The sequence below is a fragment of the Pseudomonas sp. PSPC2-3 genome (assembly GCF_049898265.1).
Taxonomy (GTDB): Bacteria; Pseudomonadota; Gammaproteobacteria; order Pseudomonadales; family Pseudomonadaceae; genus Aquipseudomonas; species Aquipseudomonas veronii.
In genome coordinates, this window is sequence record NZ_JAFCXJ010000010.1 from 190942 (window position 1) to 217233 (window position 26292).

General features: G+C 61.2%; 28 protein-coding genes. 12 read left to right on the forward strand and 16 right to left on the reverse strand.

Features of this window, described 5'->3' with window-relative positions; genetic code table 11:
* Window positions 1-14: 14 nt before the first annotated feature.
* Window positions 15-497 carry a GAF domain-containing protein gene (locus ACP7E3_RS23425; protein WP_017849415.1) on the reverse strand — a complete coding sequence of 161 codons (483 nt, stop codon included), beginning with the start codon at window positions 495-497 and terminating at the stop codon, window positions 15-17.
* Window positions 494-1384, reverse strand: a complete 891-nt coding sequence (locus tag ACP7E3_RS23430) for an ATP-binding protein (RefSeq protein WP_026140337.1) — start codon at window positions 1382-1384, stop codon at window positions 494-496. The genes ACP7E3_RS23425 and ACP7E3_RS23430 overlap by 4 nt, the downstream gene beginning before the upstream one ends.
* Window positions 1385-1553: 169 nt before the next feature.
* Here ACP7E3_RS23430 and ACP7E3_RS23435 point away from each other — a divergent pair, with 169 nt between their 5' ends.
* Window positions 1554-3863, forward strand: coding sequence for a response regulator (locus tag ACP7E3_RS23435; RefSeq protein WP_426124525.1), 2310 nt, complete (start codon window positions 1554-1556; stop codon window positions 3861-3863).
* Here the strand turns inward: ACP7E3_RS23435 and ACP7E3_RS23440 are convergent.
* The 3 genes from ACP7E3_RS23440 to msrB form a co-directional block, all read right to left on the reverse strand.
* Entirely contained in the window at window positions 3844-4308 is a 465-nt protein-coding gene (locus ACP7E3_RS23440) for a MarR family winged helix-turn-helix transcriptional regulator (protein WP_046384229.1), read from the reverse strand. The genes ACP7E3_RS23435 and ACP7E3_RS23440 overlap by 20 nt on opposite strands.
* Window positions 4305-4790, reverse strand: coding sequence for a glutathione peroxidase (locus ACP7E3_RS23445; protein WP_017849411.1), 486 nt, complete (start codon window positions 4788-4790; stop codon window positions 4305-4307). The genes ACP7E3_RS23440 and ACP7E3_RS23445 overlap by 4 nt, the downstream gene beginning before the upstream one ends.
* Before the next feature lie 127 nt (window positions 4791-4917).
* Window positions 4918-5310 (reverse strand): peptide-methionine (R)-S-oxide reductase MsrB, encoded by a 393-nt coding sequence (gene msrB, locus ACP7E3_RS23450; RefSeq protein WP_108524403.1) that lies wholly within the window; start codon window positions 5308-5310, stop codon window positions 4918-4920.
* A 202-nt stretch (window positions 5311-5512) separates the two neighbouring features.
* On the opposite strand from msrB, the gene ACP7E3_RS23455 reads away from it, so the two are divergent.
* Together ACP7E3_RS23455 and htpX are read left to right on the forward strand one after the other, a co-directional pair.
* Entirely contained in the window at window positions 5513-6724 is a 1212-nt protein-coding gene (locus tag ACP7E3_RS23455) for a pyridoxal phosphate-dependent aminotransferase (RefSeq protein WP_017849409.1), read from the forward strand.
* A gap of 304 nt (window positions 6725-7028) precedes the next feature.
* Complete coding sequence (htpX, locus tag ACP7E3_RS23460; RefSeq protein ID WP_017849408.1) at window positions 7029-7916, forward strand: protease HtpX; 888 nt, start codon at window positions 7029-7031, stop codon at window positions 7914-7916.
* Window positions 7917-7987: 71 nt separating this feature from the next.
* Here htpX and ACP7E3_RS23465 read toward each other — a convergent pair whose 3' ends face one another.
* Window positions 7988-8644, reverse strand: coding sequence for a thiopurine S-methyltransferase (locus ACP7E3_RS23465; protein ID WP_126587923.1), 657 nt, complete (start codon window positions 8642-8644; stop codon window positions 7988-7990).
* Between the two features lie 102 nt (window positions 8645-8746).
* On the opposite strand from ACP7E3_RS23465, the gene ACP7E3_RS23470 reads away from it, so the two are divergent.
* Window positions 8747-9514: a DODA-type extradiol aromatic ring-opening family dioxygenase gene (locus tag ACP7E3_RS23470; protein WP_026140336.1), complete on the forward strand. Its 768-nt coding sequence runs from the start codon at window positions 8747-8749 to the stop codon at window positions 9512-9514.
* Window positions 9515-9703: 189 nt separating this feature from the next.
* Here the strand turns inward: ACP7E3_RS23470 and ACP7E3_RS23475 are convergent, their stop codons facing one another.
* Both ACP7E3_RS23475 and ACP7E3_RS23480 read right to left on the reverse strand, forming a co-directional pair.
* Window positions 9704-10699 carry a hypothetical protein gene (locus tag ACP7E3_RS23475; protein ID WP_426124529.1) on the reverse strand — a complete coding sequence of 332 codons (996 nt, stop codon included), beginning with the start codon at window positions 10697-10699 and terminating at the stop codon, window positions 9704-9706.
* 370 nt (window positions 10700-11069) lie between these two features.
* Window positions 11070-12743, reverse strand: coding sequence for a DEAD/DEAH box helicase (locus ACP7E3_RS23480; RefSeq protein ID WP_017849506.1), 1674 nt, complete (start codon window positions 12741-12743; stop codon window positions 11070-11072).
* 423 nt (window positions 12744-13166) lie between these two features.
* Between ACP7E3_RS23480 and ACP7E3_RS23485 the strand changes: the two genes are divergently transcribed.
* Window positions 13167-13958, forward strand: a complete 792-nt coding sequence (locus ACP7E3_RS23485) for a crotonase/enoyl-CoA hydratase family protein (RefSeq protein WP_017849507.1) — start codon at window positions 13167-13169, stop codon at window positions 13956-13958.
* 117 nt (window positions 13959-14075) lie between these two features.
* Here ACP7E3_RS23485 and ACP7E3_RS23490 read toward each other — a convergent pair whose 3' ends face one another.
* The gene (locus ACP7E3_RS23490; protein ID WP_017849508.1) at window positions 14076-14831 is read right to left on the reverse strand and encodes a spermidine synthase; all 756 of its coding nucleotides are present in this window, start codon (window positions 14829-14831) and stop codon (window positions 14076-14078) included.
* 125 nt (window positions 14832-14956) lie between these two features.
* Here ACP7E3_RS23490 and ACP7E3_RS23495 point away from each other — a divergent pair, with 125 nt between their 5' ends.
* Complete coding sequence (locus tag ACP7E3_RS23495) at window positions 14957-16303, forward strand: class II 3-deoxy-7-phosphoheptulonate synthase (protein WP_017849509.1); 1347 nt, start codon at window positions 14957-14959, stop codon at window positions 16301-16303.
* 102 nt (window positions 16304-16405) lie between these two features.
* Here the strand turns inward: ACP7E3_RS23495 and ACP7E3_RS23500 are convergent, their stop codons facing one another.
* Window positions 16406-17629, reverse strand: a complete 1224-nt coding sequence (locus ACP7E3_RS23500) for a winged helix-turn-helix domain-containing protein (RefSeq protein WP_426124532.1) — start codon at window positions 17627-17629, stop codon at window positions 16406-16408.
* Between the two features lie 45 nt (window positions 17630-17674).
* A complete protein-coding gene (locus tag ACP7E3_RS23505) occupies window positions 17675-17881 on the reverse strand; it encodes a DUF1127 domain-containing protein (RefSeq protein WP_164887030.1) in 207 nt (68 codons plus the stop codon).
* A gap of 70 nt (window positions 17882-17951) precedes the next feature.
* Between ACP7E3_RS23505 and ACP7E3_RS23510 the strand changes: the two genes are divergently transcribed.
* Entirely contained in the window at window positions 17952-18833 is an 882-nt protein-coding gene (locus ACP7E3_RS23510; protein ID WP_032805034.1) for a LysR family transcriptional regulator, read from the forward strand.
* Here ACP7E3_RS23510 and ACP7E3_RS23515 read toward each other — a convergent pair.
* Entirely contained in the window at window positions 18823-19572 is a 750-nt protein-coding gene (locus ACP7E3_RS23515; RefSeq protein WP_288077192.1) for a sulfite exporter TauE/SafE family protein, read from the reverse strand. The genes ACP7E3_RS23510 and ACP7E3_RS23515 overlap by 11 nt on opposite strands.
* A gap of 108 nt (window positions 19573-19680) precedes the next feature.
* Between ACP7E3_RS23515 and ACP7E3_RS23520 the strand changes: the two genes are divergently transcribed.
* The 3 genes from ACP7E3_RS23520 (at window position 19681) to ACP7E3_RS23530 (ending at window position 21761) form a co-directional block, all read left to right on the forward strand.
* Entirely contained in the window at window positions 19681-20631 is a 951-nt protein-coding gene (locus ACP7E3_RS23520; RefSeq protein ID WP_046384239.1) for a LysR family transcriptional regulator, read from the forward strand.
* Window positions 20632-20711: 80 nt separating this feature from the next.
* The gene (locus ACP7E3_RS23525; protein ID WP_026140352.1) at window positions 20712-21164 is read left to right on the forward strand and encodes a MarR family winged helix-turn-helix transcriptional regulator; all 453 of its coding nucleotides are present in this window, start codon (window positions 20712-20714) and stop codon (window positions 21162-21164) included.
* Window positions 21165-21341: 177 nt separating this feature from the next.
* Entirely contained in the window at window positions 21342-21761 is a 420-nt protein-coding gene (locus ACP7E3_RS23530) for an organic hydroperoxide resistance protein (RefSeq protein WP_010211852.1), read from the forward strand.
* Between the two features lie 151 nt (window positions 21762-21912).
* Here ACP7E3_RS23530 and ACP7E3_RS23535 read toward each other — a convergent pair whose 3' ends face one another.
* Together ACP7E3_RS23535 and earP are read right to left on the reverse strand one after the other, a co-directional pair.
* The gene (locus ACP7E3_RS23535) at window positions 21913-22485 is read right to left on the reverse strand and encodes an elongation factor P (RefSeq protein ID WP_079443153.1); all 573 of its coding nucleotides are present in this window, start codon (window positions 22483-22485) and stop codon (window positions 21913-21915) included.
* Between the two features lie 49 nt (window positions 22486-22534).
* Window positions 22535-23668, reverse strand: coding sequence for an elongation factor P maturation arginine rhamnosyltransferase EarP (earP, locus tag ACP7E3_RS23540; protein WP_169863990.1), 1134 nt, complete (start codon window positions 23666-23668; stop codon window positions 22535-22537).
* A 132-nt stretch (window positions 23669-23800) separates the two neighbouring features.
* On the opposite strand from earP, the gene ACP7E3_RS23545 reads away from it, so the two are divergent.
* A complete protein-coding gene (locus ACP7E3_RS23545) occupies window positions 23801-24169 on the forward strand; it encodes a hypothetical protein (protein ID WP_017849518.1) in 369 nt (122 codons plus the stop codon).
* A gap of 12 nt (window positions 24170-24181) precedes the next feature.
* On the forward strand, window positions 24182-24670 hold the full coding sequence (locus tag ACP7E3_RS23550) for a GreA/GreB family elongation factor (RefSeq protein ID WP_046384241.1): 489 nt from the start codon (window positions 24182-24184) through the stop codon (window positions 24668-24670).
* A gap of 6 nt (window positions 24671-24676) precedes the next feature.
* On the opposite strand, the gene cysB is transcribed toward ACP7E3_RS23550, so the two are convergent.
* Together cysB and ACP7E3_RS23560 are read right to left on the reverse strand one after the other, a co-directional pair.
* Entirely contained in the window at window positions 24677-25651 is a 975-nt protein-coding gene (gene cysB, locus ACP7E3_RS23555; RefSeq protein WP_017849520.1) for an HTH-type transcriptional regulator CysB, read from the reverse strand.
* Between the two features lie 104 nt (window positions 25652-25755).
* Window positions 25756-26256 carry a universal stress protein gene (locus ACP7E3_RS23560; RefSeq protein WP_108524398.1) on the reverse strand — a complete coding sequence of 167 codons (501 nt, stop codon included), beginning with the start codon at window positions 26254-26256 and terminating at the stop codon, window positions 25756-25758.
* Between the last annotated feature and the right edge of the window lie 36 nt (window positions 26257-26292).

A 26292-nucleotide genomic window follows, 5' to 3' on the forward strand; every position in this document is an offset into this window, starting at 1 on the left:
CCCGCAACGGTCGGTCAGCAGTCGGTCAGGCGCAGGAAAATCGCCGCCAACTGCTCGATACCAACCTGGTCTTGCGCGGTAAACCGGGCCAGCGACGGGCTGTCGAGGTCGAGGACGCCAATCAGTCGGCCATCCTTGACCAGCGGCACCACCAGTTCACTGTTCGATGCGCTGTCACAGGCGATATGCCCCGGAAACGCATGCACATCTTCCACCCGCTGGGTCTGGCGCGACGCGGCCGCCGCACCGCACACGCCACGCCCGAACGGAATGCGTACACACGCGATCTGCCCCTGGAACGGCCCCAACACCAACTCTTCGTGACGGTTGAGGTAGAAACCGGCCCAGTTCAAGTCATCCAACTGATTGAACAAAAACGCAGAGAACTGCGCGCTGTTGGCGATGAAATCGCGCTCATCGGCCAGCAGCGACTCCAACTGCGCGCACAACATGGCATAGCCATCCAGACCGCTGCCGGCCTGCTGCAAATCGATCATGGTTGACGCTCCAGCAATTTGAGGCCCACCCAGTAACGGGCGAATTGATACGCGCAACGGCCGTTGCGGTTGCCACGCCCGGTGGCCCAGCGCACGGCGAGGATATCGAGGTCTTCATCACGCTGCCACTGCAGGCCGGCCTTGCGCGCCAGCTCGCCGATCCAGTGTTCCACCACGTTCAGGAAATGTTCCTGGGTGAATGGGTAGAACGACAGCCACAGGCCAAAACGGTCGGACAAGGCGATCTTGTCTTCCACCGCCTCACTCGGGTGCAGCTCGCCATCCACGCGTTTCCAGTTATCGTTGTCGCTCTGGTTTTCCGGCACCAGGTGACGACGGTTGGACGTGGCATACAGCAGCACGTTTTCCGGCGCCTGTTCCAGGGAACCGTCCAGCACGCTCTTGAGCACGCGGTAATCGCCTTCACCGGCCTCGAACGACAGGTCATCGCAGAACAGAATGAAACGCTGCGGCAGCTTGAGCAGTTGTTCGACCACACGCGGCAGGTCGGCGAGGTGATCGCGTTCGATTTCGATCAAGCGCAAACCGGCGCTGGCGTGCTGGGCGAGCAAGGCGCGCACCATCGACGATTTCCCCGTGCCGCGCGAGCCCCACAGCAACGCATGGTTGGCGGGCAGGCCGTCGAGGAACTGTTGGGTGTTGCGCGCCAACGTTTCACGCTGCTTGTCCACACCGATCAGGTCGGACAGGCGCATGTCCAGGCTGACCTCCAGCGGCAGCAGGAAGCCGCTGCGACCCTCACGCTGCCAACGGGCCGCAAGGCATTGGTTCCAGTCGATGGTTTGGCGCGGGGCTGGCAACAGGGGTTCCAGGCGCGCGAGTACGGCATCGGCACGCTCAAGAAAGGCATTCAATCGAGAATCCACGACTATTCCTCTGGCAAGTTCTTGTAAAAGATGGCGTATTGGCAACCCTGCGGCCGAGCGCTCCGGGCTGCACCTCTAAAACTGACGATTCGTACCGGGCAAGCCTGAACCTGTGGATGTTCAGCTATGCTTGCCGGGCGAAGGGAAACGTGAAGTGGTTCAACACTCGATGGATATCAAGTTCGCCCACCGCTTGTCTTATAAACAAGCCAGATTGACTGTGCTGGTCGGTTTCGTCTTGGGAACCTTGCTCAGCCTGATCCAGATCGGCATTGATTATGCCAGCGAAGACGCATCCATCAACCGTGAAATTCGTTCGCTGATTGAAATCAGCCATAACCCGGCGTCGCGCATCGCCTACAACATCGACGCCGAGCTGGCCCAGGAGCTGACCCTCGGCCTGTTGCACTCCCCCGCCATCATTCAGGCGCGGTTGACCGACAACAACGGCGTGGTACTGGCCGACGTCGGACGGCCGCGCAAAGAAAGCCCCTACCGGCCCGTCAGCGATTTCCTGTTCGGCGCCAACCGCCAGTTTGAAGACCGGCTGTTCCTCAGCCATATGCCCAACGAATCCCTTGGCGTGCTGCGCCTCGACGTAGACACCTACGCCTTTGGCAGCCGCTTCCTGCACCGCGCCGAGGTCACCCTGATCAACGGATTTGTGCGCAGCCTGCTGCTGACCGGGATCCTGCTGGGCCTGTTCTATGTGATGCTGACCCAACCGCTGGTACGCATCATTCGCGAGCTGAGCACGCGCAGGCAGACACGCCTGGATTGCCCGCCGGGGCACGAGCACGATGAAATCGGCGTGCTGGTCAACGTGGCCAACCAGCAATTCGACACCCTGGAAACCGAGATCCAGCAGCGCCGTCACGCCGAGGACCGCCTCACCGAGTACCTGGGGCAACTGGAAAACATCGTCTCGGCGCGCACGCTGGAGCTCAAGGCCAGCAACCAGCGCTTGAGCCAGTCCAACGATGAGTTGGAAGCAGCAAAAATGAACGCGCTGGGCATGGCTCAGGCGCGGGCGGCGTTCCTGGCCAATATGAGTCACGAAATCCGCACGCCGCTCAATGGGTTGCTGGGCATGATCGCGCTGTCGCTGGACAGCCCGCTCAACGCCGAGCAGCGCCAGCAACTGTCGATCGCCCATGATTCCGGCAAGGTGCTGGTGGAACTGCTCAACGATATCCTCGACCTGTCCAAGTTCGACGCGGGCCAGTTGGAGCTGGAGCGCATCCCGTTCGACCTCGGCGCGCTGGTGGAAGACACCGCCAACCTGTTATCGCAGAACGCCGCGCCGAGTGTCGAACTGACGTGCCTGATCGACCCGCAGTTCCCGGCGCAGGTGCTCGGCGACCCGACACGTGTGCGGCAGATCGTCAGTAACCTGCTGTCCAACGCCTTGAAGTTCACGCGCTTCGGCCGCGTGGATGTGCGCCTCAGCGCCCAGGATGGCCGAGTAAAAATCGAAGTGTGCGACACCGGGATCGGCATTGCCCAGGACGCGCAGGTGAAGATCTTCCAGCCGTTCACCCAGGCTGGCGCGGGCATCACCCGCCAGTTTGGCGGCACCGGCCTGGGCCTGGCGCTGACCCATAACCTGTGCGAGGCGATGCACGGTCGGCTGAGCATCAGTTCGGAAGTCGGCTTCGGCAGCCAGTTCTGCGCCGACCTGCCGCTGCCCGCCCATTTGCCTGCGCCCCGGCTCGCGCCGCTGACGGGCGAAGTCATTGCAATCACCAGTGCCGACAGCGGCCTGGCGGAGCTGCTCAGCACCCTGTTACCTCACTGGGGGCTGACAGTGCATTGCTATTCTATCGATGAGGACTTGAACGGAAAAAAACCCGACTTGTTGATCACGGACTGCCCGGAGTGCCTGTTTCGCCTGCGCCCGGCCATCACGGCGCCGATCCTGCTGGTGACCGCCTATGGCAATTTCATGCCCAGTGAGGAAGTCGCGGCCCTGGCGCCGTTGCAGCAACAGGCGCGCCCTTTGAGCCGCAACGCGCTGTACCAGATCCTGCAACGTAATCTGCGCAGCGACGCGCACTTGATCCTCGACCCGATCGCACTCGATGCCACGCCCCTGGTCCACCGGGCACGCATCCTGCTGGTGGAGGACAACCCGGTCAATCAGCTGGTGGCCAAGGGCATGCTCAGCAAGTTGGGCTGCGAAGTGATCGTCGCCGCCCATGGTGGCGAAGCGCTCAAGTTCCTCGAAGAACAGCACTTCGACATGGTGTTGATGGACTGCAACATGCCGGTGATGGATGGCTACGAGGCCAGTCGGCAGATTCGTCGCAGCGGGCGCTGGCCGGACCTGCCCATTGTCGCCCTGACCGCCAACGCGCTGTCGGAAGAACGCGAGCGTTGCCGGGCGGCGGGGATGAATGACTACCTGGCCAAACCGTTTCGCCGCGAAGAACTCAATGCGCTGCTGGACCTGTGGGTGCCTAAGACGACAAGTCTCTGATCTGCGCGAGCAATTGGTCCAACCCCTCGCGCAAGGCATCGGCCTGGTTGAGGTCGACACCGCTGTCGCACAGCAAGCGGGTTTTCAATTGATGGGCCTGACCGCGCAACTGCACCCCGGCGTGGCTCAGGCTCAAATGCACTTCGCGTTCATCCTGCGCGCTGCGCTGGCGCCTCACCAACCCAAGCTGCTCCAGACGCTTGAGCAGCGGCGTCAGCGTGCCCGAATCGAGCATCAAGCGCTCGCCCAGGGCCTTGACCGTGGGCTGGGGCGGCGTCGCGTGGTGCCATTCCCACAACACCAGCATCACCACGTATTGCGGGTAGGTCAGGCCCAACTGGTCAAGCATCGGTTTATAGGCGCGGGTCACCGCGCGCGATGCGGCGTAGAGCTTGAAACACAACTGGTTGTCCAGCGCCAGGGACACGGTGGGCAGGTCGGTCATTTGAGCAGGGCTTCGATCTCTTGGGTCAACTCCTGGGGCTTGGTGGTTGGCGCAAAGCGCTTGACCACCTGGCCGTCGCGACCGATGAGGAACTTGGTGAAATTCCACTTGATGCCCTTGGAACCCAGCAGGCCCGGCGCGCGTTTTTTCAACTGCACGAACAGCGGGTGGGCAGCGCCGCCATTGACGTCGATCTTCTTGAACAACGGGAAGCTGACGCCGAAATTCAGCTCGCAGAACTCGGCAATCGCGCCTTCGTTGCCCGGTTCCTGCTTGCCGAACTGGTTGCACGGAAACCCCAGCACCACCAGACCCTGGTCCTTGTACTGCTGCCAGAGTTGCTCCAGGCCCTTGTACTGCGGGGTGAAGCCGCATTTGCTGGCAGTGTTGACCACAAGAATGGCCTTGCCGGCAAAATCGGCCAAGGTCTTTTGCTCACCCTTGATGGTGGTGCAAGGGATGCTCAGCAGGTTGTCGCTCATGGCAATGCCTCGGATAAGGAGAAAGAAGGCAAAACATAGCGAGCAATTCAATTGCGTGCAATTGAATTGATCAAACTGATAGCCCGGTATACATCGCCCCCGCGCAAGACGCAGGGGCGACTCAGGCTCAGCGCGGCACGAGGTCCAGGCACACCGAGTTGATGCAATAGCGCAGGCCGGTCGGCGGCGGGCCATCCGGGAACACATGCCCCAGGTGCGCGTCGCACTTGGCGCAGGTGACTTCGGTGCGGATCATGCCGTGGCTGACATCGCGGATCTCGATCATCGCGCTGTCGGCGATCGGTGCGTAGAAGCTGGGCCAGCCGCAGCCGGAATCGAACTTGGTGGAAGAGTCGAACAGTGGCTCATTGCAGCAGATGCAGTGATACACGCCGTCGGTCTTGGTGGCATTGTACTTGCCGGAAAACGGCCGTTCGGTGCCCTTCAGGCGGCACACGTTGTATTGCTCCGGATCGAGCATCGCTTTCCATTCTTCAATGGTTTTCTGCAGCTTTTCCATCAGTACACCTCGGCAACTGAAAAACCCTGATCTGTGTCTTTTCCAGGGATCAGGCGGCACGTATGATTGCGCCTCTTCAACCCGGCAGTCTGGCACCCGCGTTAGCGGCATTCAAACGTATTTATGGGTGCGACCAACGCAGGATTCTCAGCACGGTAGGCTCCGTACCGTCTGGATCGTTCATTTTCAGGATCACATCGCCATGCAGGTCAGCAAATCGAACAAGCTCGCCAACGTCTGCTACGACATTCGCGGCCCGGTGCTCAAGCACGCCAAGCGCCTGGAAGAGGAAGGCCATCGCATCCTCAAGCTGAACATTGGCAACCCGGCGCCGTTTGGTTTCGAAGCGCCGGACGAAATCCTCCAGGACGTGATCCGCAACCTGCCCACCGCCCAGGGCTACAGCGATTCCAAAGGCCTGTTCAGTGCGCGCAAGGCGGTGATGCAGTATTACCAGCAAAAGCAGGTCGAAGGTGTCGGCATCGAGGACATCTACCTGGGCAACGGCGTGTCCGAACTGATCGTGATGTCGATGCAGGCCTTGCTCAACAATAGCGACGAAGTGCTGGTGCCGGCGCCGGACTACCCGCTGTGGACCGCCGCGGTGACCCTGGCCGGTGGCCGCCCGGTACACTACCTGTGCGACGAAGGCGCCGACTGGTTCCCGGACCTGGCCGACATCAAGGCCAAGATCACCCCGAACACCAAGGCGCTGGTCATCATCAACCCGAACAACCCGACCGGCGCCGTGTACTCGCGGGAAGTGCTGCTGGGCATGCTCGAACTGGCGCGCCAGCACAACCTGGTGGTGTTCTCCGACGAGATCTACGACAAGATCCTCTACGACGATGCCGTCCACATCTGCACCGCCTCCCTCGCGCCGGACCTGCTCTGCCTGACCTTCAACGGCTTGTCCAAGTCGTACCGCGTGGCGGGTTTCCGCTCCGGCTGGGTCGCCATCTCCGGGCCCAAGCACAACGCCCAGAGCTACATTGAAGGCATCGACATGCTGGCCAATATGCGCCTGTGTGCCAACGTACCGAGCCAGCACGCGATCCAGACTGCGCTGGGCGGTTACCAGAGCATCAACGATCTGCTGCTGCCTCAGGGCCGCCTGTTGGAGCAACGCAACCGCACCTGGGAATTGCTCAACGACATTCCCGGCGTCAGTTGCGTGAAGCCGATGGGCGCGCTGTACGCCTTCCCACGCATCGACCCGAAAGTCTGCCCGATCCTCAACGACGAGAAGTTCGTGCTCGACCTGCTGCTGTCGGAAAAGCTCCTGGTGGTGCAAGGCACCGCGTTCAACTGGCCGTGGCCGGATCACTTCCGCGTGGTGACCTTGCCGCGTGTGGATGACCTGGACATGGCCATCGGTCGCATCGGCAACTTCCTCAAGTCCTATCGCCAGTAACGACTATGACGCTGTACGACCGGGATCTGGTCGTACAGCGAGTATCTGGCAACACTTCTCTGCCCATTGCCCCGCTCCGCACTGCGTTTGCCCCTCTCCCAGCGCGTGCCCCCTATAATCAAAGGGCCGCGAGGCAACAGGAGGCTGATCAAGCGGGGCAATACAGGTGGGAAATTCCCTTCAAGACTCTACATTCAGGCTGTAGGACACAGTTTGAAATAGTCGCTCGGTTGAATCACCCCATGTCGCACCTTATATACCCCGCAGTACGCGACATATTTAGCATGAGGAGAACTCTACAACCATGATGCGCATCCTGCTGTTCTTGGCCACCAACCTGGCGGTCGTGCTGATTGCCAGCATCACCCTGAGCCTTTTCGGCTTCAACGGGTTCATGGCGGCCAACGGGGTCGATCTGAACCTCAATCAGCTGCTGATCTTCTGTGCGGTCTTTGGTTTTGCCGGCTCGCTGTTCTCGCTGTTCATCTCCAAGTGGATGGCGAAGATGAGCACCAGCACCCAGGTCATCACTCAGCCACGCACCCGGCATGAGCAATGGTTGCTGCAGACCGTCGAACAGTTGTCCCGCGAGGCCGGTATCAAGATGCCGGAGGTCGGGATCTTCCCGGCCTATGAAGCCAACGCCTTTGCCACCGGCTGGAACAAGAACGACGCGCTCGTTGCGGTGAGCCAGGGCATGCTGGAGCGCTTCTCCTACGATGAAGTCAAGGCGGTGCTGGCCCACGAGATCGGCCACGTGGCGAACGGTGACATGGTCACCCTGGCGCTGGTCCAGGGCGTGGTGAACACCTTCGTGATGTTCTTCGCGCGAATCATCGGCAACTTCGTCGACAAGGTGATCTTCAAGAACGAAGAAGGCCGCGGCATTGCCTACTACGTGGCAACCATCTTCGCTGAACTGGTGCTGGGCTTCCTGGCCAGCGCGATCGTGATGTGGTTCTCGCGCAAACGGGAATTTCGCGCGGACGAAGCCGGTGCCCGCCTGGCCGGCACCGGGGCGATGATTGCAGCCTTGCAGCACCTGCGCTCCGAACAGGGCCTGCCGGTGCATATGCCGGACAGCCTGACCGCGTTTGGCATCAACGGCGGCATCAAGCAGGGTCTGGCGCGCATGTTCATGAGCCACCCGCCGCTGGAAGAGCGGATTGACGCACTGCGTCGTCGCGGCTGACCGCTTGGCGGCGACACGGAAAGGGGCGATCTGATCGCCCCTTTTTTGTGGGCGCCTTACCCGCCCAGGACTCAGCGCTTCGTGAGTCGGTAGACTCGCTCTTCCAGCCGGGTTACGCCGTCCTGAACGAACTTCCAGCTCTCACCCAAAACGTCCTGCTCCTCAAGCACTTCGAGGGCCCAGTGCGCCCCCAGCAGCACCTTCACCTCATCATCGGTCACCGCAAACGGTGGGCCGGCCTTTTGCGTCTGGTCGTAGTCGAGGGTAATCAGCAACCCCTTGCAACCCGGCCCCAGAAGCGTATTGAGGTGTTCGGTGTAGCGCGCCCGCATCAGCGGCGGCAAGGCGATCAACGCCGCGCGATCATAAAGCGCCGTGCAATCGAGCAGCGCCTGCGCGTCCAGCGCGAAGAAATCACCGCACCACACCTCGATCACATCCGCCTGGTACACCTTGAACACGCCGCGTTGGCTGATACGCGGTATCAGCCCCTGCTCACTGAAGAATGCCTCAACCGCCTGCTCCGACAGTTCTACCCCGAGCACGCGACAGCCTTGACTGGCCAGCCACACCAGATCCAGGCTTTTGCCACACAAGGGCACCAGCACCTTTGCCCCCTGCGCGACCGCCAACTGCGGCCAGTGCCGTTGCAGATAGGGGTTGACCTCGGGCAAGTGAAAACCGATCTGATTACGTGCCCAGCGCTCCCGCCAAAACTGAGAATCCATACATCACCCTGAAAATTCGATCAAAAGGCGCTAAAACTTATATTAGATTTAGATCATTGATCTGATTGAAGATGGGGCATGTTAACCCTGAGGGCCCTTCTTATGCTCCCCACTCTGTTTATCTCCCATGGTTCGCCCATGCTCGCCCTGCAACCCGGTGCCAGCGGCCCGGCCCTGCAGCGCCTGGCGGCTGAACTACCACGGCCGAAGGCGATTGTGGTGGTGTCGGCGCACTGGGAAAGCCAGGAATTGCTGGTCAGCGGCAACGCCGCACCGGAAACCTGGCATGACTTCGGCGGCTTTCCGGCCGAGTTGTTTGCCGTGCAATACCCGGCGCCGGGCGACCCGCAATTGGCGCGCGAGATTGTCGAGTTGCTGCACGCCGACGGCTTGAATGCGCGCATCGATGAGCGCCGTCCCTTCGACCACGGCGCCTGGGTGCCGCTGTCGCTGATGTACCCGGCCGCGGATATCCCGGTGGTGCAGGTGTCCTTGCCCAGCCGTATGGGCCCTGCCCTGCAGACCCGGGTCGGACACGCCCTCGCCAGCCTGCGCGAACAAGGCGTGTTGCTGATCGGCTCCGGCAGCATCACCCACAACCTCGGCGAACTGGATTGGCACGCCGGGTCCGAAAGCATCGAGCCGTGGGCGCGGGCGTTTCGTGACTGGATGGTGGACAAGCTTGCCGCCAACGACGAAGCCGCGCTGCACGATTATCGCCGCCAGGCGCCCAACGCCGTGCGCAGCCATCCCAGTGATGAACATTTACTGCCGCTCTACTTTGCGCGGGGTGCCGGCGGCGACTTCAGCGTGGCGCACCAAGGCTTCACCATGGGCGCGCTGGGCATGGACATCTACCGCTTCGGCTGACGCACATCCCGATGCGCGGGCAAACCCAGATTGAGGGCCGCCCACAAAGCGAGCGCGGCCCAAGAAGAAAACCCGGAAATCCTCACCTGCGTGGGCCTTCCGGGTTTTTGCATCGCCAACCTTTTCAAGGGGCGCAACTCCAACAGGCGTAGCGTTGAAACGCTTACTCAGGCTCTATCAACAGCGCCTTCAGGCTTTCTTCGCATAACCTGCGCCCTGAAAAGAGAATTGTATTTCCTTACCTTTACCCGCTTCGCTGATCACCCGCTGCAGTCCCACCATCGAGTTCTTGTACCGGCCATAGAGCCCATCACTCTTGATTTCACCCACCCTGACATTGCCCTTATCGTCTGTAGTAAAGGGGGCGGAGAAACTACCGCGAGTAGGTGCGATCTGCGAACTTCGGTCTATTTTCGCGCCGTAATGTTCGACGAAGCCTCTGTCTCTGCCAGCCAAGGCAAACTTCTGATCGACATAAATATCTTTGACATGCTGCTTGGGGCCCGGCATGTCGGAATCGGTAACGTCCTGAATAAACCCCCTCAACTTATGGGCATCCTCAGGATCTCGTTCTACCGTGAGGTTATATTTATTCCCAAATTTAAAATCTACCAAGGTGCTGTTACTGGCGCCTTTTCCCCCATCAAACTCGGGGCGGCCTTGTGGCGCCTTGAAATGCTCACCGTTTCCAGAAAACACAATCAGCGCCTTGCCATCCCCGCGCGGCTGCATCCCAATATAGCCACGGCCAAGAGGCCGACCTTGCGCATCATTGACGCCAAACTGCATCGCATAATAAATCCCTGCGTCCTTGCTTCCTTTTCGTTGAAGGCCTTCGTCGATACTCATTGGAAACGTAATGTTACTCAACCCAGCGCCAGGCGCGGACAGCGAGTAACTCAGGCCATACAGCCCATTGGGCGATGTGGCTACCTTCTTGATTTCCAGTTTCGGATCGCTGACTTTATTAAGCGTTGACGTCGTGGTCGCAGACGCTACAGGCATGGATCGCGTATTTCTTCTTGAACGAGCGACCGCGGCATCCGAAGCGAGTGCGCGCTCGATCCACGGCAAACCGTGCTCGCGTGCTGGCTCTCGCGCCTGATTAACAGGCGGTTGGCTGGGAGGATAAGTCGCAGGCTCAGGCATTGTTTGTGGAAACAACTGTGAATTACTAATACGCATAACAGCCAGAGCTCCTTTCTGGAAAAATCAATCAATAGCCGTCAAGCCCGGCGCCTATCCCTCGACACGGTTACAAGCGAACCTTTCCAACTTGAACAACTGACGAGAGCAGATTGAGAGCGTTTTTTACCCTTGAGCGATGTAACTCAGGTTTATCCGCCCCCCCCGTCACTTGATAGTAAAAACTTTACGCAAAGCCGGCTGCCAGAAAGGCCGCTCAGAAACTCAGACTTTTCCTAAACCCAATAAGATCAGTAGCTGACCGTTATGGCCGACCACCCCACGACGATCCGCGTCAATTGCCGGGCAAAAAAAATCCCCGAACCAGTCGGGGATTTTTTTAGGTGCGATCAATCAGCCCAGGGGCGGATCAATCTTCGCGGTAGCGACGCAGCTTGAGCTGCTTACCGGCAACGCGTGTGTCTTTCAGCTTGGTCAGCAGTTTTTCCAGACCGTCTTCCGGCAGCTCCACCAGGGAGAAGCTGTCACGGACCTGGATGCGACCAATGGCTTCACGTGCCAGGCCACCCTCGTTGAGGATAGCGCCCAGCAGGTTCTTGGCCGCGATACCATCACGCGCGCCCAGCGCGGTACGGCAGCGAGCACGACCTTCAGCCAATGGCACCGGAGCGCGACGCTCACGATCACCACGCTCAGGACGGTCGCCGGAACGCTCTGGACGATCACCGCGTGGCGCGTTGTTCGGTACCAGTGGGCGTTCTTTCTCGATGGCTGCCAGGGTCAAGGCCTGAGCGTTGGTGGCTTTGCGCAGCAGGGCTGCAGCCAGGGCACGCGGGGTGCAACCGATATCGGCGGTCAGGCGGTCCAGCAGGTCGCCGTGGGTCGATTCAGCGTCAGCCACCAGTGGCGACAGGCTGTTGGTCAGTTTCTTGATGCGTGCATCGAGAACGGCCTGGGCATCCGGCAGGCGGACTTCAGCAACCTTCTGACCGGTCACACGCTCGATCACTTGCAGCATGCGGCGCTCACGCGGCGTCACCAGCAGCAGTGCGCGACCTTCGCGACCCGCACGGCCGGTACGGCCGATACGGTGAACGTAGGACTCTGGATCGTAAGGCATGTCAACGTTGAACACGTGGGTGATACGTGGAACGTCGAGGCCACGAGCAGCTACGTCGGTCGCTACAACGATGTCCAGACGGCCATCCTTGAGAGAGTCGATCACGCGCTCACGTTGGTTCTGGGCGATGTCACCGTTCAGCGCAGCGGCTTTGTAGCCTTTGGCTTCGAGGGCACTGGCCAGGTCCAGGGTCGCTTGCTTGGTACGCACGAACATGATCAGCGCGTCGAAGTCTTCGACTTCCAGCAGGCTCAATACAGCCGAGGTCTTCTGGTCAGCGTGAACCAACAGGTGAGCCTGTTCGATCGCGGTAACGGTCTGAGTCTTGGTCTGGATCTTCACGTGTTGCGGATCGCGCAGGTGGCGTTCGGCAATGGCACGGATCGACTGCGGCAGGGTGGCCGAGAACAGCACGGTCTGACGGGTCGGTGGCAGTGCCTTGAAGATGACTTCCAGGTCATCCATGAAGCCCAGCTTCAACATTTCGTCAGCTTCGTCCAGAACCAGGTGGTTCACGGTCGACAGGACTTTCTCGTCACGACGCAGGTGGTCGCACAGACGACCCGGAGTGGCGACAACGATCTGTGCGCCATTACGGATAGCCTTGAGTTGCGGGCCCATCGGCGCGCCGCCGTAGACGGCCACAACGGTTACGCCTGGCATTTGCTTGGCGTAGGTTTCAAAAGCGGTTGCTACTTGCAGCGCCAACTCACGAGTTGGCGCCAGGATCAGGGCTTGCGGTTCGCGCTTGGCAGGATCGATGCAGTGCAGGATAGGCAGGGCGAACGCGGCGGTTTTACCGGTACCGGTTTGCGCCTGGCCAATCATGTCGTGGCCGGCCATGATGATCGGGATCGATTGCTGCTGAATCGCCGAAGGTTCTTCGTAGCCAGTCGCAATGACGGCAGCAAGAATGTTCGGGTTAAGATTAAAAGCGGCGAAGCCGCCGGTTTCCTGGGTCATGGGTCTGCCTCTAAGTGCATCCGCAAAGACCCATGCTCCAAAGCTGCGCATGCCGTGTTGAGACTCAAGAGTCGCCCTGGCTGCTTTGTCGGCGGGGATTTGCGAAAACGAATGAATGAAAAAGATTCGTCAAGGAAGAGTCCGCTGTGCGGACGTGCAGCCGAAGCTGACTTCGGGGAATTGCGCTACCTAAACGCGGCCCGGTTAAAGGCCGGCGCGCACTATACCGGAAATAGCTGAAAAAGGGAGCTTTTTTTATCGCAAAGCACCGATAAACCGCACTGCGTCACCGCCTTTGCGCAGATGGGCTCCAGGGTCTATTTTTCAAGTGCCCGGCCCTGTTGGCTGAAACGCTTAAACGGTTCACCCGCACACTCGGCCCCTTTGGTCCGAAACCCCTTACTGCGCCCGAGGGCACACCCGATGAATCAAGCCAGCAGCAGCCTCGTCAGCCGTGAACTCCTGGGTCATGTCCTGTTGTTGGGCCTGGATCGGGTCGCCAAGCGCAATGCCTTTGACCTGGATCTGCTCAACGCACTGAGCCTGGCCTATGGCGAATTTGATCGAAACGACGATGCGCGGGTGGCCGTGGTGTTCGCCCACGGCGACCACTTCACCGCCGGGCTGGACCTGGCCAACGTCAGCGCAGTGATGGCCGGAGGCTGGCAACCGCCACCGGGGGGCTGCGATCCCTGGGGCGTGTTCGCCGGCCCTCGGGTCGGCAAACCGGTGATCGTCGCCGCTCAGGGCTACTGCCTGACCCTTGGCATCGAGTTGATGCTGGCGGCGGATATCAATCTCTGCGCGAGCAACACTCGCTTCGCGCAGATGGAAGTACAACGTGGGATCTTTCCATTTGGTGGTGCGACGTTGCGCTTTCATCAAATAGCAGGCTGGGGCAACGCCATGCGCTGGCTGCTCACCGGCGATGAGTTCGATGCCCACGAAGCCCTGCGCCTGGGGTTGGTGCAGGAAGTGATGGCCAGCGAAGACCTGCTGCCGCGCGCCATCGAACTGGCCAGCCGCATCGCGCGCCAGGCACCCCTCGGCGTGCAAGCCACGTTGATGTCGGCCCGCCTGGCGCGCTTGGAGGGCGAAGCTGTCGCGGCCGCCGCGTTACCGCCGCTGGTCGCGCAATTGTTCAACAGCGAAGACGCCAAGGAAGGCGTGCGCGCCATGCTCGAGAAGCGCCCGGGGGTATTCAGGGGAATTTGAGTTGGCCGTGCCGCAGTCATCGCGAGCAAGCCCGCGCCCACATCGACCGCATTCCTTCAGGATGTGCTCGGTCAAATGTGGGAGTGGGCTTGCCCGCGATGACGCCCGTTCAGACAACTAGGTTGCCGGCCGAATCGCCTTGATCAATGGCTGCAACGAATAGCCCAATCGCGGCGCCAGCGCTTCGGCGCGGGCCGAGAGCGCCGCAGCGTCCAGCGCCTGATCCAACTCCGAAGGCACCAGCAGGATCACATTGCCCTCCTTCACCGGCAGCTCCCAATAATGCCGGTGATACAACCCGCGCAGCAGGGCCGCACCCAACGGTTTGCCGTCGTCGGTGGCCCACTGATTGATCACCAGCCAACCGCCGGGGTTGAGTTTCTTCTGGCAGTTTTCCAGGAAGGTCCAGGCCAGGTGCCCAACGCCGGGGCCGACATCGGTGTACAGGTCGACGAAGATCAGGTCGGCCGTTTCGGCGGTCTCGAGCAATTCCAGAGCATCGCCAATGCGGATGTACAGGCGCGGATCGTCGTCCAGCCCCAGGAACTCAATAGCCAGGCGCGGCACCTCGGGGCGCAGCTCGATGGCTTCGACATCCTCCAGCGGCAGGAACTTGAGGCACGCCTGGGTCAGCGTGCCGGCGCCCAGGCCGAGGAACAACGCGCTTTCCGGCTGCTCGTGGCACAACGCACCGATCAGCATCGCACGGGTGTAGTCGTACTCCAGCCAGCTCGGGTCGGCGGTGAACACGCAGCTTTGCTCGATGGCGTCGCCAAACTCGAGAAAACGGTAATCGGCCACTTCGAGCACGCGGATCATGCCGAAGTCATCATGGACCTCGGCCAGCAGGCGCTCGACACGCTCCTCGCTCATCTACAACTCCTAACGGGTTCACCCCAGGGCAAAGGCGCGATTGTCGGCCAACCGGCGGCAACAGGTCACGCACTAATTGCTGATAACATTGGCGCCCGACCGTCAATCACCCTATCGAGTCCACGATGAGCCAACCCTGGAGCCCAGACAGCTGGCGCGCCCTGCCGATCCAGCAACAACCCCAGTACCCGGACGCTGCACACCTGTTACAGGTAGAGCAGAGCCTGGCCAGCTACCCGCCGCTGGTATTTGCCGGGGAGGCCCGCGAGTTGCGCCGCCAGTTTGCCGAGGTGACCCAGGGTCGCGCCTTCCTGCTGCAAGGCGGCGACTGCGCCGAGAGTTTTGCCGAGTTCTCCGCCGCAAAAATCCGCGACACCTTCAAGGTGCTGCTGCAGATGGCTATCGTGATGACCTTCGCCGCCGGCTGCCCGGTGGTGAAAGTCGGGCGCATGGCCGGCCAGTTCGCCAAGCCGCGCTCGTCCAACGATGAAACCATCGATGGCGTCACCTTGCCGGCCTACCGTGGCGATATCGTCAACGGCATCGGCTTCGACGAAAAAAGCCGTGTGCCGGACCCCGACCGCCTGCTGCAGTCCTACCACCAGTCCACCGCCACCCTTAACCTGCTGCGCGCGTTCGCCCAGGGCGGGTTTGCCGACCTGCACCAGGTACACAAGTGGAACCTGGACTTCATCGCCAACTCCGCACTGGCCGAGAAGTACAGCCAGTTGGCGAACCGTATCGACGAAACCCTGGCCTTCATGCGCGCCTGCGGCATGGACAGCTCGCCGCAACTGCGCGAAACCAGCTTCTTCACCGCCCACGAAGCGCTGCTGCTCAACTACGAACAAGCCTTCGTGCGCCGCGACAGCCTGACCAACGACTACTACGACTGCTCGGCCCACATGCTGTGGATCGGCGATCGCACCCGTCAGTTGGACGGCGCCCACGTCGAGTTCCTGCGCGGGGTACACAACCCGATCGGGGTCAAGGTCGGCCCGAGCATGAACCCGGATGACCTGATCCGCCTGATCGACATCCTCAACCCGGACAACGACCCCGGCCGCTTGAACCTGATCGCGCGCATGGGCGCCAACAAGGTCGGCGACCACCTGCCGGCGCTGCTTCGCGCCGTGCAGCGTGAGGGCAAACAGGTGCTGTGGAGCTCCGACCCGATGCACGGCAACACCATCAAGGCCAGCAGCGGCTACAAGACCCGCGACTTTGCGCAGATCCTCGGCGAGGTGAAGGAATTCTTCCAGGTACACGAGGCCGAAGGCACCTATGCCGGCGGGATTCATATCGAGATGACCGGGCAGAACGTCACCGAATGCATCGGCGGCGCGCGGCCGATCACCGAAGATGGCTTGTCGGACCGCTACCACACCCACTGCGACCCGCGGATGAATGCCGATCAGTCGCTGGAGCTGGCGTTCCTGATCGCCGAGACGTTGAAGCAAGTAAAACGGTGACCCCATTCGGTAGGCGCGAGCTTGCTCGCGAAAAACCTGAGAATGCCGCGGGGTATCGGTTTCCCGCGTCATCGTTAACGTTTCTCGCGAGCAAGCTCGGGCCTACCGTGATGTGAGCATCGCCGCCCTTAATCGGTCGGCACTCGGCCGTGGGCAATTGAGCTGCACCTGTTCGAGCCCTAGCCAATCGGCCATTTGCCGCAAGTTCAGCGCCAGCGCGCACATCCCCTCCTCGTCCAGCCCCGGCGTTTCTTCATGCACCGCATGCACGGCCAGGCGGCCGTGGGCGCGTTCGGCACGCAGGTCGACGCGCGCGGCGATCCGCTCGTTGTGCAGAAACGGCAGCACGTAGTAGCCGTACACCCGCTTGTCCTGCGGCGTGTAAATCTCCAGCCGATAACGGAAATCGAACAGCCGCTCGGTGCGGCTGCGCTCCCAGATCAGCGAATCGAACGGCGACAACAGTGCGCTGGCCGGCACCTTGCGCGGCACTTTCGGCTCCGGCAGGCAGTAGGCCGGCTGCTTCCAGCCCTGCACGCGGCACATCAGCAATTGGCCGTCCTCGACCAGTTCGGCCAAACGGCTGCGAGTGTCGGCGGGGTCCAGGCGGAAGTAATCGCGCAGGTCTTTTTCGCTGCCCACACCCAGCGCAGTCGCACTGTGCAGCAGCAAACCGCGCTGAGCCTCGGCCTCGCTCAACGGGGCCTGGTGCAGCCGGTCGCCGGGAATGACGCGCTCGGGCAAATCGTAGAGCCGCTCGAACCCGCGCCGACCGGCAACCGTGACCAGGCCAGCGGCGAACAGCCATTCCAGCGCGTGCTTTTCATCGCTCCAGTCCCACCACGGGCCGGCGCGCTCGGCGCGGGTCGACAGACTGCCTGCACCCAGGGCGCCCTGTTGTTCGACAGTGTTCAACACGCGCTGGATGATGGCCTGCTGCTCGCGACCAAAACGCGCCATCTGCGCGTAGATCCCCTGCCCTTGTCTTGCCCGCTCCATGCGCCAGCGCATCAAGGGGTACAGCGCCATCGGCAACAACGAGGCCTCATGCCCCCAATACTCGAACAACGAACGCTGTCGGCCCTGGCTCCAGGCCGCCTGCTCAAGCAGTGACGGGGCGTACTGCCCCAGGCGGGAAAACAACGGCAGGTAATGGGAGCGCACCACGGCATTGACCGAATCGATCTGCAGCACGCCCAGGCGGTCGATCAAGCGGTTGAGGTGTGCGGCCTTGATCAATGCAGGCGCCTGGCGCCCGGAAAAGCCCTGGGCGGCCAGTGCCATGCGGCGCGCTTGCTTGAGGGAAAACGACAGGTCGGCGGGCATGGGCATCTCCGTATGAACGTGCCGACCACCCTACTGCATCCTCGGTCATTTTCGCAGTGGGTCTTCCCAGAAATGCCGATGGGCTTCGTGCTCCACATCAGCGCGGCTCAGCCCGATATCCTTGAGCGCCGCATCGCTCAGCGTGGCCACTAACCGACGCTCGTACCGCAATACCTGCCACCGCGCAATCGCTTGGAACAGCCCGGAAAGCGGCCGCTTCGTCCATCCTGCACAACCTGTTTGACCTTTCATCTTCTCGCCCTCCCTTGGGGATGACGCGAGTGTGTGCCGGCAGCTATGATCAATCCAACGAATGTTTCTTATGAAATACATCTCAGGAATTGATCAATTGGCCGCCTACCCAAGCATCGACACCGACGTGCTGCGCACCTTCGTCGCCATCGCCGACCAGGGTGGGTTTACCCGTGCCGGCGAGCAGGTCAACCGCACCCAATCGGCGGTCAGCATGCAGATGAAGCGCCTGGAAGAAGACGTGCTGCAGCGCAAACTGTTCGAGCGCGACGGCCGCCAAGTGCGGCTGACGCCGGAGGGCCAGGTGCTGCTGGGGTATGCGCGGCGCATCCTGAAACTGCACAGCGAGGTGTTCAACACCCTGCGAGAACCGCATATGGTCGGGCTGGTACGCATCGGCACCCCGGACGACTATGTGATGCGCTTCCTGCCGGGGATTCTCAAACAGTTTTCCAAGGCCTACCCGCTGATCCAGATCGAGATGCACTGCGAGGCATCCACCGTGCTGATGCAACGGCGGGATCTGGCGTTGACGGTGATCAGCCGCGAACCCGGCAATGATATCGGCGAGTTGTTGCGCACCGAGCGCGTGGTGTGGGCGGCGGCGCCGTGTTTCTGCGTGGACGAGCACGACGCCCTGCCACTGGCGATGTCCGGCGCCGATTGCCTTTACACCCAGTGGGCGCGTACCTCACTGGATACCGTCGGGCGCAATTATCGCCTGGCCTACAACAGCACCAACGGGGCGGCGATCCAGGCCGTGGTCAGCGCCGGCCTGGCAGTGATGGTCAGCATGGAAAGCCTGGTGACGGATGACCTGCGCGTGCTCGGCAGTGACGAGGGTTTCCCGCCCTTGCCGTCGATGAATCTGCGCTTGTTACGCAACCCGTTGATGACGTCACCTATCACCGAATGCCTGGCGGAGTACATCATCGACGGCTTCAAACCTTAAACATCAGCATCACGGCGCACACCACCAGGAAACCGCAGAACAAACCGCGCAACAGGCGCTCCGGCAGAGCGTGGGCGACTTTTACACCCCAACTGATGCTGAGCAGGCCACCGACCGCCAGGGGGATGCCGATCATCCAGTCCACTTCGTGGTGCCAGGCGTAAGTGACAAGAGTCACCCCGGTGCTGGGCAGCGCCAAGGCCAGGGACAAGCCTTGGGCCACCACCTGGGTGGTGCCGAACACACTGGTCAGCACTGGCGTGGCGACCACCGCACCACCGACACCGAACAAACCGCCCATAGAGCCGGAGACCGCGCCCAACACCCCGAGCCACGGCCAGGCATGGCGCATCTGTGTCGTCGGCGGCGCATTGCGGGTGAACATGCGCAGCAGGTTGTAGGCCGACAGCGCCAGCAGAAATGCGATAAAGCCGACACGCATCGCGCCGGCGTCCAGGCCCACGGCCCAGATCGAGCCGAGCCAGGCAAAGCTGAAGCCCATCACCCCCAGCGGCAGCGCGTGGCGCAGTTCAATGCGATTACGCTGGTGATAACGCCACAGCGCGAGCATCACGTTGGGCACCACCATCACCAGCGCGGTGCCTTGGGCGATCTGCTGATCGAGGCCGAACAGCACGCCGAGCACCGGGATGGCAATCAACCCGCCGCCAATGCCGAACAGGCCGCCCACCGTGCCCAATGCCGCGCCCATAACCAAGTACATCGCTAAATCCAACACCACGCATTACTCCACAATCCCAAGCCTTGCATGCTACGCAGTCCGCTCTGGCGCGGATACGCACAGCAACGCACAATGGCTGTGCCAATCCCGCATAAGCGTCGACCGATGAACCCGCATATCCTCACCGACCAACTCAGCCTGTTTCTCGATGTGCTGGAAACCGGCAGTTTTTCCGCCGCCGCGCGTCGCCATCCGCTGACGCCCTCCGCCGTGGCCCGGCGTATCGACAGCCTGGAAAGCTCGGTGGGCAGCCGCTTGTTCCAGCGCAGCACCCACGCGGTGCTGCCAACACCGGCCGGCCTGGCGTTCGCCGAACGCGCGCGGCGCATCGTCACCGAGTTGCAATTGGCACGGGCGGAAGCGGTGTCCTTGAGCCATGCGCCGGAAGGCTTGATTCGCGTGGACGCACCGGCGGCGTTCGGTCGACGGCATCTGGCGCCGGTGATCGCCGACTTCCTGAACGTCTACCCGGGGCTGGATGTACACCTGCATTTGATCGACAGCTTCGTGGACATGCAGGGCGCGCACCTAGGCAAGGTCGATCTGGTGCTGCGTGCCGGGCATATCGTCGACACCCGGCTGATCGCCACGCCGCTGGCCAGCATCGTGCGAATTGCCTGTGCCAGCCCGGCCTACCTGAAAAACCGTGGCACGCCGACCCATCCGCGAGACCTCAGCGAACACGACGGCCTGGACTGGGATGGCCTGGCGCCGATCTTCGCCTGGCGCTTCGAACTGGACGGGCGTCGCGCCACCTATCGCCCGCAACGCATCCGCATGAGCGCCAACAACGCCGAAGCCCTGCTCTCCGGTGCCCTGGCCGGCCTGGGTATCGCGCACCTGCCCACCTGGCTGGCGAGTGAATACCTGGTCCGCGGCGAACTCTTGCCTCTGTTTTGCGAAAACGGCCTGCCCAGCCCGGAAACCACCGGCATCTATGCGCTGCGCCTGGAACAACAGCCGAACGCACGTAGCCGCTTGTTGCTCGAATACCTGAAATCGCGCTTCAGCCCAGTGCCGCCCTGGGACCTGGCGCTGCAAAGCGGATTGGTCTGACCCCCCGGACAGAATTACCTGGCGCATTAAAGATTTGCCCGCTAGATTCCAGCCCAGATACGCTTTTTTGAGGCAGCACCATGAGCAAAAATCCCGATCCTTGCCAATCCCTGTTGCTGGATAACCAGCTGTGCTTCGCCCTGCACTCCACTTCATTGCTGATGACCAAGGTCTACAAGCCGCTGCTGCAAGCCCTCGGCCTGACCTATCCGCAGTACCTGGCCATGATGGTGCTGTGGGAAGAGGATGGCTTGACTGTCGGCGAAATCAGCAGCCGCCTGCTGACCGATCCCGGCTCCCTGACCCCCCTGCTCAAGCGCCTGGAAGCCGAGGGCCTGCTCAGCCGCACGCGCAGTCGCGAAGACGAGCGAGTGGTGGTGGTGGAACTGACCGACGCTGGCCGTGCCTTGCAAGACAAGGCCAAGGGGATTCCTCAGTGCATCCTCGGCGCCAGCGGCCTGGAGCTGGAGCAACTGCGCAAGCTGCAAGCTGATTTGATTGCGTTGCGGGGCAATCTGCAAGGCGCGGTCTAAACACACCCAAGCCCAATACCTGCGGAGGGGGCAATCCCCTCCCACAGGTGGTTTTGAGGTGCCCTTACGAAAAAATTCTGGAATTTATCTTGCGCACTAAACATTAGCGCTATACATTCACCTCACCAACTACTTAGCGCGCAAACATTTAGCGCAAAACACCAAGAGGGCAACACCATGCAAACGCTCTATACCGCAGTAGCCACCGCCACCGGCGGCCGTGATGGTCGTGCCGTGTCCAACGACAACATCCTCGACGTCAAACTCTCCACCCCCAAGGAACTGGGCGGTGCCGGCGGTCAGGCCACCAACCCGGAACAACTGTTCGCCGCCGGCTACTCGGCCTGCTTTATCGGCGCACTGAAATTCGTCGCCAGCCAGACCAAACGCAAAATTCCGGATGATGCGTCGATCACTGCCCATGTCGGCATCGGTCAGATCCCGGGTGGCTTCGGTCTGGATATCGACCTGCACATCAGCCTGCCGGGCCTGGCCCAGGACGACGCGCAAAGCCTGGTCGACGCTGCCCACCAAGTCTGCCCGTACTCCAACGCCACCCGCGGCAACGTCGATGTGCGTCTGCACGTCACCGTCTAACCCGCGCGGCTCGCCAACGACACGCCGCCAGCCACGTGCCGGCGTTGCGGCAAGCATCGGATGAGCTGAGGCAATACTTGAAGTGACAGGTAAACGCCCACAAAAAAGCCCGACTCAAGGTCGGGCTTTTTTCGTACCGGTGGGGCCAGAATTACTTCTTGGCGCGACCTTTGTACGAACCGCCTTCACGGGTGTCGATCTCGATCATGTCGTCGATTTCGATGAAATCGGCCACTTGCAGTTCGGTACCGTTAGCCAGCTTGGCAGGCTTCATGACTTTGCCCGAAGTGTCGCCGCGAGCGGAACCTTCGGTGTAGGCAACCTTACGCACGATAGTGGTCGGCAGCTCTACGGAAACCAGGCGGTCTTCGAAGAAGATGGCTTCGCAGACGTCGTCCATACCTTCTTCCACGAACGGCAGAACGGCTTCGATATCTTCAGCGTTCAGCTCGTACATGGTGTAGTCGGTGGTGTCCATGAACGTGTAAGAGTCACCGCTGATGAAAGACAGGGTCGCTTCTTTACGGTCGAGGATCACGTCGTCCAGCTTGTCATCAGCGCTGTAAACGGTTTCGGTCTTGTAACCAGTCAGCAGGTTTTTCAGCTTGGTCTTCATGATCGCGCTGTTACGGCCCGACTTGGTGAACTCAGCTTTCTGAACCAACCAAGGATCGTTGTCGATACGGATTACCATACCGGGTTTCAGTTCTTTACCAGTTTTCATTGCGTATATCCGAAATTTGGATGGGGTTTACAAAAATCAAGGTGGCGTATCATATCCAACTTTCATAAAACTGTACCAGCGCCGTCGCAAGATCCGCCTGCAAGGCCTGTTCCAGACACCATGTTTCGGCGTGTGCAGCCACTTCCGGCCAGTGTTCCAGCAGTTTTTTCCACGGCTGGGCCATATCACCCTCGGTGTTCCAGGCCTGCCAAAGCGCTACCACCGCGGCTTTTGCCGCCGGCGAGAGGGCTGCGGTGTACAGCTCCAGAAAGGCGTCGAGCTTGTCCAGGTGGATGTCTTCGTCCTGGCGATAGATATGCCACAGCAACGGGCGCCCGGCCCATTGGGCCCGCACGAACGAGTCTTCGCCGCGCACGGCGTTGAACTCGCAACACCACAGCAGGCGGTCATATTGCTCCTGGCGCACGAACGGCAGCACCTGCACGGTCAGGGCGTCGCGCTGATGAGTATCGCCCGCCGCCAGCCGGTCCACGCCGAGCCAGCGCTGCACATCGCCGAGGATGCGCCCTTCCGGCACCAGCAGATGAGTGGCGCGCCCGTCCGTCGCCAACACGTCCAGCCAACCGGCAAGCGCGGCATTTTCGTAGGCAAACAGCGACATCAGCCGCGCACCGGTTGCGGGAAATACGCCCAGGCTTTGCAGGAAATGTTTCTGCGCGCCAGCATCCTGCTGAAACGCCTGACGCTGTTGCAGCAACCCCGCCTCACGCAACAGGCCACCGGTGCCGGGCCGGAAGCCGGGAAAGAAGAAGTACTTCTGCACCCCCTTGAACTTCACCGACGGCAGACGATGGCACCCCACCACCCAGTCCTCGGCACTCAGGTAGTCCAGGTTCATCCACAACGGCGCGTGCTCGCGCGCGGCCATCGCATCCATGTAGTCAGGCGGCAACTGGCAGGCAAACGCGGCGATCACCACATCCGCCGATGGCGTGGCCGACCATTGCGCCGGCCAATGGCGCACGTCGACGCCCTCTTGCCATTGCTGCTCCCGTTGCACATCAATCTCCGGGCACATGCGTTCGAAGGCCCGCAGGTCATCGACCCACAAGCGCACGTCACAGGCGTGCTCCACCACCAATTGCCGGGCCAGGCGCCAGGTCACGCCAATGTCGCCGTAGTTGTCGACGACGCTGCAAAAAATATCCCAGCGGGCTTTCATTCCGGGCTCCCACGCTCAAAGGCTCGATTGTCCGCATAAATGCCCCGATGCAGAAGGCTTGATCGCGATTATTCTGCACGGTGGCTGTGCGACAATCGCCGCCACGCCGTAAATGCCTGCCAGGAGGCCGCCATGTCTGACCGTCCGCTGTCGTTGTTCAAGCTTTGTCTCGCTATCGCCCTGGGCGTGTGGCTGGGGTTTATCGCGATTGCGCTGACCACCTGGCTGGCGTCGCGCTATCTGTTCCCGCAGAGCCTGGCGCCGGTCGCCCAGGCCGTCGAGCAACTCGGCAAGCCCGCGCCGGTCGCGGTGGAACCGCCGAACCGCCTGTTCGAGCAGTATCAAGAGAACCTGCGCAAGCAGGAACAACGACAGAGCCTGGATCAGGCGCGCAACAATGCGCGCAACCTGTCCAACCCCAAATGCCAGTTCTGGCTGCAACAGGACCAGAACGCGCCCAATGAAAAGAGCAAGGCGAATGTCCTGCAATTTTGCGAATGATCAAGCCCAACCATGAATAAACATGCCGTCCTCCAGTTGATCCTGGAAAAACTCAGCGTCGACCTCGACATCGCCCAGCGCGCCGCGCAGACCGCCTACGAAACCGCGACCCACGAAGAAAACATCGCCGAAAACAAATACGACACCCTCGGCCTGGAAGCGTCTTACCTGGCGGCCGGGCAGGCCAAGCGAGTGGAAGAAATCAAGCAGTCGCTGGCGCTGTGCCAGAACCTGCAACTGCAGCTGCGTGCATACGATGAGCAACGGGGCATAGAAGTCGGCGCACTGGTGGGCCTGGAGGACGAAAACGGTCGCCAGCAATGGTTGTTCCTGGCGCCGGATGCTGCGGGTTTGAAAGTCGATGTGGTGGGGCAACCGGTCACCGTCATCACCCCGCGCTCGCCCCTGGGCCACAGCCTGCTGGGCAAGTTCGAAGGCGATGAGGTGGAAATCCTGGTGGCGGGCGCCCGGCAACACTTTACGGTGACCGAGGCCCGCTGAAACCACTCAGTGGACGGGCAGTTCTACGCCGTCGAACAACTCTTCCAGTTCCTGCTTGTTGTGGCACTGGATCGCCTTGGCCATGACTTCGCGCGTCAGGTGCGGGGCGAATTTCTCGATGAAGTCGCACATGAAACCACGCAGGAACGTGCCGCGACGGAAACCGATCTTGGTCACGCTGGACTCGAACAACTCGCTGGCGTCGAGCACGACCAGGTCTTTATCGAGCTGGGTGTCGACCGCCATCTTGGCGACGATCCCCACGCCCAGGCCCAGGCGAACGTAAGTCTTGATCACGTCGGCGTCGGCGGCGGTGAACACCACTTTCGGCGTGAGGCCGCGGTGGCTGAAGGCTTCGTCGAGCTTGGAGCGGCCGGTAAAGCCGAACACATAAGTCACGATCGGGTATTCCGCCAGGGCTTCCAGGGTCAGCTTCGGCAGCTTGGCCAGCGGGTGGCCTTGCGGCACCACCACACAACGGTTCCAGCGATAGCACGGCATCATCACCAGGTCGCCGAACAACTCCAGCGCCTCAGTCGCAATCGCGAAATCGACGGTGCCGTCGGCGGCCATTTCAGCGATCTGCATCGGCGACCCCTGGTGCATGTGCAGGGCCACGTCCGGGTATTGCTTGATGAAATCACGGATCACCGGCGGCAACGCATACCGCGCCTGGGTGTGGGTGGTCGCGATCGACAGGGTGCCCTTCTTCTCGTTGGAGAATTCCTGGGCGATCTGCTTGATGCTTTCGACTTTGCGCAGGATCTCGCCGGCGGTGGTGATGATGCGCTCACCGGCCGGGGTGACGCGTGTCAGGTGCTTGCCGCTGCGGGCGAACACTTCGACACCCAGCTCGTCTTCGAGCAGGCGGATCTGTTTGCTGATACCCGGTTGCGAGGTGTACAGGCTTTGAGCGGTAGCGGAAACGTTGAGATCGTGGTGCGCCACTTCCCAGATGTAGCGCAGTTGTTGAAGCTTCATATGTATCCCTCAAAGCAGATAGACGCCACGGGTATCAGCGACGGTATATAACTATATTAAAGGTTAGACGGATAAATCTAGAACTTTTTATCTATCACTCCCCCTCACACGTCATCACTGCGTCGACGTTGTAACGATGGCACCAGGTAAACCGGCACCGGAGACAGCTGCAACACCCGCGCGGCAGTGCGCCCAAGGGGTGTGGCCGCGGCCGTTGCGTGGCTATGACTGCCTACGATCAACAAATCCACGGAAAGTTTACGCAACTGGTCGAGAATCACCTCGCACGGGTCACCCTGGATCACCCGCACCGAGTGGATCAGTTGCAAGTCTTGCGCGCCGTCCCCCAGCTCCTCGCGAAAACTCTCAAGGACCCGCTGCTCGATCGTCGCCATCACTGTGCTCACGCCCTGGCTCTGCCATTCGTTCAGGGCCTTTTCATCAAGGTAGCTTTGCAACACCGATTCGGCGAACAGCCCGATGGGTTCGACCACATGAATCACCGACAGCTCAGCCTTGAACGTTCGCGCCAGCGCCAGCGCATGTTGCATCACATAAGGCGCATACAGACCAAGGTCCGTGGCATACAGCATCGAACGGATCATAAAACCTCCTGGACTGCCAGGATGGCGGAGATTGAA

Coding starts and splice junctions, on each gene's coding strand:
- ACP7E3_RS23425 (WP_017849415.1), bottom strand. CDS start 497: ATGATCGATTTGCAGCAGGCCGGCAGCGGTCTGGATGGCTATGCCATG.
- ACP7E3_RS23435 (WP_426124525.1), top strand. CDS start 1,554: ATGGATATCAAGTTCGCCCACCGCTTGTCTTATAAACAAGCCAGATTG.
- ACP7E3_RS23440 (WP_046384229.1), bottom strand. CDS start 4,308: ATGACCGACCTGCCCACCGTGTCCCTGGCGCTGGACAACCAGTTGTGT.
- ACP7E3_RS23445 (WP_017849411.1), bottom strand. CDS start 4,790: ATGAGCGACAACCTGCTGAGCATCCCTTGCACCACCATCAAGGGTGAG.
- msrB (WP_108524403.1), bottom strand. CDS start 5,310: ATGGAAAAGCTGCAGAAAACCATTGAAGAATGGAAAGCGATGCTCGAT.
- ACP7E3_RS23455 (WP_017849409.1), top strand. CDS start 5,513: ATGCAGGTCAGCAAATCGAACAAGCTCGCCAACGTCTGCTACGACATT.
- htpX (WP_017849408.1), top strand. CDS start 7,029: ATGATGCGCATCCTGCTGTTCTTGGCCACCAACCTGGCGGTCGTGCTG.
- ACP7E3_RS23465 (WP_126587923.1), bottom strand. CDS start 8,644: ATGGATTCTCAGTTTTGGCGGGAGCGCTGGGCACGTAATCAGATCGGT.
- ACP7E3_RS23470 (WP_026140336.1), top strand. CDS start 8,747: ATGCTCCCCACTCTGTTTATCTCCCATGGTTCGCCCATGCTCGCCCTG.
- ACP7E3_RS23475 (WP_426124529.1), bottom strand. CDS start 10,699: ATGCGTATTAGTAATTCACAGTTGTTTCCACAAACAATGCCTGAGCCT.
- ACP7E3_RS23480 (WP_017849506.1), bottom strand. CDS start 12,743: ATGACCCAGGAAACCGGCGGCTTCGCCGCTTTTAATCTTAACCCGAAC.
- ACP7E3_RS23485 (WP_017849507.1), top strand. CDS start 13,167: ATGAATCAAGCCAGCAGCAGCCTCGTCAGCCGTGAACTCCTGGGTCAT.
- ACP7E3_RS23490 (WP_017849508.1), bottom strand. CDS start 14,831: ATGAGCGAGGAGCGTGTCGAGCGCCTGCTGGCCGAGGTCCATGATGAC.
- ACP7E3_RS23495 (WP_017849509.1), top strand. CDS start 14,957: ATGAGCCAACCCTGGAGCCCAGACAGCTGGCGCGCCCTGCCGATCCAG.
- ACP7E3_RS23500 (WP_426124532.1), bottom strand. CDS start 17,629: ATGCCCGCCGACCTGTCGTTTTCCCTCAAGCAAGCGCGCCGCATGGCA.
- ACP7E3_RS23505 (WP_164887030.1), bottom strand. CDS start 17,881: ATGAAAGGTCAAACAGGTTGTGCAGGATGGACGAAGCGGCCGCTTTCC.
- ACP7E3_RS23510 (WP_032805034.1), top strand. CDS start 17,952: ATGAAATACATCTCAGGAATTGATCAATTGGCCGCCTACCCAAGCATC.
- ACP7E3_RS23520 (WP_046384239.1), top strand. CDS start 19,681: ATGAACCCGCATATCCTCACCGACCAACTCAGCCTGTTTCTCGATGTG.
- ACP7E3_RS23525 (WP_026140352.1), top strand. CDS start 20,712: ATGAGCAAAAATCCCGATCCTTGCCAATCCCTGTTGCTGGATAACCAG.
- ACP7E3_RS23530 (WP_010211852.1), top strand. CDS start 21,342: ATGCAAACGCTCTATACCGCAGTAGCCACCGCCACCGGCGGCCGTGAT.
- ACP7E3_RS23535 (WP_079443153.1), bottom strand. CDS start 22,485: ATGAAAACTGGTAAAGAACTGAAACCCGGTATGGTAATCCGTATCGAC.
- earP (WP_169863990.1), bottom strand. CDS start 23,668: ATGAAAGCCCGCTGGGATATTTTTTGCAGCGTCGTCGACAACTACGGC.
- ACP7E3_RS23545 (WP_017849518.1), top strand. CDS start 23,801: ATGTCTGACCGTCCGCTGTCGTTGTTCAAGCTTTGTCTCGCTATCGCC.
- ACP7E3_RS23550 (WP_046384241.1), top strand. CDS start 24,182: ATGAATAAACATGCCGTCCTCCAGTTGATCCTGGAAAAACTCAGCGTC.
- cysB (WP_017849520.1), bottom strand. CDS start 25,651: ATGAAGCTTCAACAACTGCGCTACATCTGGGAAGTGGCGCACCACGAT.
- ACP7E3_RS23560 (WP_108524398.1), bottom strand. CDS start 26,256: ATGATCCGTTCGATGCTGTATGCCACGGACCTTGGTCTGTATGCGCCT.